The following is a 1,410-nucleotide window of genomic DNA, read 5'->3' as shown; positions in this document are numbered from 1 at the left end:
GTATTTCAATTAATTCAAAGAGCGATTAGTCCACTTTAACGGGACAGTAGTGTTATTAAATATAAAAACAAATTTATCAAAAAAAATAGTAAAACAACGAAAGGCAATATTGTTTTTATTAAATTTTAAGATAAGAGGATTTTGTTAGAGTCAGATGGATTTGGGTATATAAAAAGAGGGTGTGCATAACTCAATTAATGCGGGCTGAAAGCCCAATAATCACATAGCCCCTTCGGGACATGCCACTTGTGAGTTTTGACACACACTTTTTATAAGTGATAATTACAACTCATAGAGCAAACTTTCTGCAGATTGAAGTTTACGCTTTCCGTCAATGGCTTCCTTTACCTCCGTCAAAGCGTTTCTGAGTTCTTTCATCAAGTCGCGCGGTGCATCAATGGTATCACTTCCATCATCTGGTAAAATGCGGAAACTGCCAGCACGCGATTTTAGGACTACGTGCTCTCCTGCTTTTGCCAAATTCAGATACTTTGTCTGATTAGTGCGAAAGTCTCTTGTGCTAACTACAACCATAGTTCAATATATTTTTTTACGATGCAAAGAAAGTGCAAACCGAGAGCAATGAAGTTCACTTCAATTGCCGAGGTGCAGCCTTTCTTATGTAAAGATACGCTTTTTTATTGAAAAAATAATCGAAATGGTAGCCAATTAACATTATTTGATAACCAAACTACATATACACCTCTACCCCATTCACCTCAAATATGCACACATCGCGAAGCTGCCGGATCTCGTTAGAGTCCTGCAGCTTCATTCGTCTTGTGCCGCAGAAGAATCGTAGCGGAGTGAGATGTTCATCAGTGTGAGTATCCCGTTTATTTTACTTCCACAAAGGTTCGCCCTCCCAATTAGTTGGAAATCCCATAGCAGAAACATCTACATTGCTGTGCTCACCAAGAAGTTTCTTCAACCTTAGCGTAAAATCATTATAAGGGCGTATCACATCCAGTAAATACTTAAGATAACATAACTGCGAATAAAGCTTATCGTAGTTGGCAATAGGAGGTGTGACCCATTTGCCACGCAAAGGAGTGGTCATTTGAGGTTTAATAGGGAACTTCCTGTTCCAAACTCGTGAGTGGTGGGCGAGGTAGTTTCTTAACACAACAGCACTTTTATTCTATGGCTTTGTTTCTATCCGCAATGATAAGACCACGCGATGCCAACAAATCAAGGATTTCAGAATAGTCTAAGGGCTGTTTTGAATATTTCATAAACATATAAAAAGTAAAAGTCCCACCCTGGTTCGCTGTTCTATGGGAAGCGTGGTGGGAACTGTTGCTGCAAATTTAGGCATTATTCTTCAAAGTTCCTAATGTTTTTGCAATTATTTGTTTTTGTTGAGGTGTTGTTGTGGTGAGATGGTGAGATTTCTATGTTGAGGTGGTG

1 protein-coding gene is annotated in these 1,410 nt (G+C 38.9%); it reads right to left on the bottom strand.

Annotation, left to right across the window (positions count from 1 at the left end; genetic code table 11):
* Positions 1-282 precede the first annotated feature (282 nt).
* Positions 283-480, bottom strand: a complete 198-nt coding sequence (locus KTQ90_RS13335) for a prevent-host-death family protein (RefSeq protein WP_254359545.1) — start codon at positions 478-480, stop codon at positions 283-285.
* Positions 481-1,410 lie beyond the last annotated feature (930 nt).

The organism is Leyella stercorea (genome assembly GCF_019052365.1).
In the GTDB taxonomy this organism is placed as follows: Bacteria; Bacteroidota; Bacteroidia; order Bacteroidales; family Bacteroidaceae; genus Prevotella.
The sequence above is the reverse complement of the archived record's forward strand: the minus strand, read 5'-3'. Positions and strand labels throughout refer to the sequence as shown.